This is a genomic window from Streptomyces sp. CHD11 (genome assembly GCF_018638295.1).
Taxonomy (GTDB): domain Bacteria; phylum Actinomycetota; class Actinomycetes; order Streptomycetales; family Streptomycetaceae; genus Streptomyces.
The window spans coordinates 1-2,375 of sequence record NZ_JABTTS010000075.1; the positions used below are offsets into that span (position 1 = coordinate 1).

At 70.8% G+C, this 2,375-nt stretch carries 1 pseudogene; it reads right to left on the reverse strand.

Annotation, left to right across the window (positions count from 1 at the left end):
• Window positions 1–2,375: pseudogene (locus HTV45_RS34705) on the reverse strand (acyltransferase domain-containing protein); the annotation flags it as partial.

Sequence of the window (2,375 nt, forward strand, 5' to 3'; positions counted from 1 at the left end):
CCAGTAGGGCTGGTGTTGGAAGGGGTAGGTCGGCAGGTCGACCAGACACGCTCCGGTCCCGTCGAACACCCGCCCCCAGTCGACCTCATGACCGGCCACATGCACCTGCGCCAACGCCGTCAACGCCGTCCGCACCTGCGGCTGCTCCTTGCGCTGCAACGCCACGAACACACCGTCCGCCACACAATGCGGACCCATCGCCGTCAGCACACCCTGCGGACCGATCTCCAGGAACGTCGTCACCCCCCGCTCCCGCAACCGCACCAACTGATCCGCGAACCGCACCGGCTCCCGCACATGCTCCACCCAATACCGGGCCGAACACACCGACGCCACATCCGCAGCCATCTCCACCACCGGCTCCATGAACTCCACCGAGTCCACCACCGCCGCGAACTCCTCCAGCACCGGATCCATCAACGGCGAATGAAACGCATGACTCACCGCCAACCGACTCGTCTTACGCCCCCGCTCCCGCAACACCCCCGCCACACCCTCGACAGCCCCCTCAACACCCGAGATCACCACCGACGACGGCCCATTGACCGCCGCCAACGACACCTCACCCTCCAACCCCACCAACAACTCACGGACCTCACCCTCACCGGCCCGCACCGCAACCATCGCCCCACCCGACGGCAACGACTGCATCAACCGCCCCCGCGCCGCCACCACCCGGCACGCATCCGCCAACGACCACACACCCGCCACATACGCCGCCGCCAACTCACCGACCGAATGCCCCGTCACACCATCGGCCCGCACCCCCCACGACGACACCAGACGGAACAACGCCACCTCCACCGCGAACAACGCCGGCTGCGTCCACCCCGTCTCATCCAGCCCCACCCCCGAGAACACCACCTCCCGCAACGACCCCGGAAGCAACCCCCCGAACCCACCACACACCTCATCGAACGCCTCCGCAAACACCGGAAACGCCTCATACAACTCCCGGCCCATCCCTACCCACTGAGCACCCTGACCCGTGAACAACAACCCCACACGGCCCTCACCCGCCACCCCCGACACCACACCACCGGCCGACCCACCCCCAGCCAGCGCACGCAACCCCGCCACCAACTCATCACGCCCACCCGCCAGCACCACACCACGATGCTCGAACACCGACCGCGACACCGCCGACGACAACCCCACATCCACCACACCCACACCACCACCGGCCACCACACCCGCCAACCGGCCCGCCACCTCCCGCAACGCCCCCGCCGAACGCCCCGACACCACCACCGGCACCACCGGAAGCGACCCACCAACCACACCGNCCACCACACCCGCCAACCGGCCCGCCACCTCCCGCAACGCCCCCGCCGAACGCCCCGACACCACCACCGGCACCACCGGAAGCGACCCACCAACCACACCGACGGACCCAGCAGCCGCATCCCGCTCAGCACCCGGCTCCGACGCCGCCACGGACGCGGACGCCACCACGGAGGACGCCGGTGCCTGCTCCAGGACGACGTGGGCGTTGGTCCCGCTGATGCCGAAGGAGGACACCGCGGCCCGCCGGGGCCGGCCGGTCTCCGGCCACGGCCGTTCCTCGGTCGCCAGCTCCAGTCCACCGGCGGACCAGTCCACCGCCGGCGACGGCTCGTCCACATGCAGCGTCCTGGGCACCACACCGTGCCGCATCGCCATGACCATCTTGATCACACCGGCCACACCGGCGGCTGCCTGCGTATGCCCGATGTTCGACTTCAGCGACCCCAGCAGCAGCGGCTGATCGTCCGNCCGGCGACGGCTCGTCCACATGCAGCGTCCTGGGCACCACACCGTGCCGCATCGCCATGACCATCTTGATCACACCGGCCACACCGGCGGCTGCCTGCGTATGCCCGATGTTCGACTTCAGCGACCCCAGCAGCAGCGGCTGATCGTCCGACCCTGCCGTCCGCGCCTGGCCGTACGTCGCCAGCAGCGCCTGCGCCTCGATCGGGTCGCCCAACCGCGTGCCCGTGCCGTGCCCCTCCACCACGTCCACCTCGGCGGGGGACAGGCCCGCGTTGGCCAGCGCGGACCGGATCACCCGCTGCTGCGAGGGACCGTTGGGCGCGGTCAGCCCGTTGGACGCCCCGTCGGAGTTCACCGCACTGCCCCGNGGGGACAGGCCCGCGTTGGCCAGCGCGGACCGGATCACCCGCTGCTGCGAGGGACCGTTGGGCGCGGTCAGCCCGTTGGACGCCCCGTCGGAGTTCACCGCACTGCCCCGTACCAGGCCCAGCACCGGCAGTCCGCGCTCCTGCGCCACCGACAGCCGGGCCAGCACCAGCATCCCCACGCCCTCGGAGAACCCGGTCCCGTCCGCCGCGGCCGCGAACGCCTTGCACCGCCCGTCCCGCGACAGCCCGCGC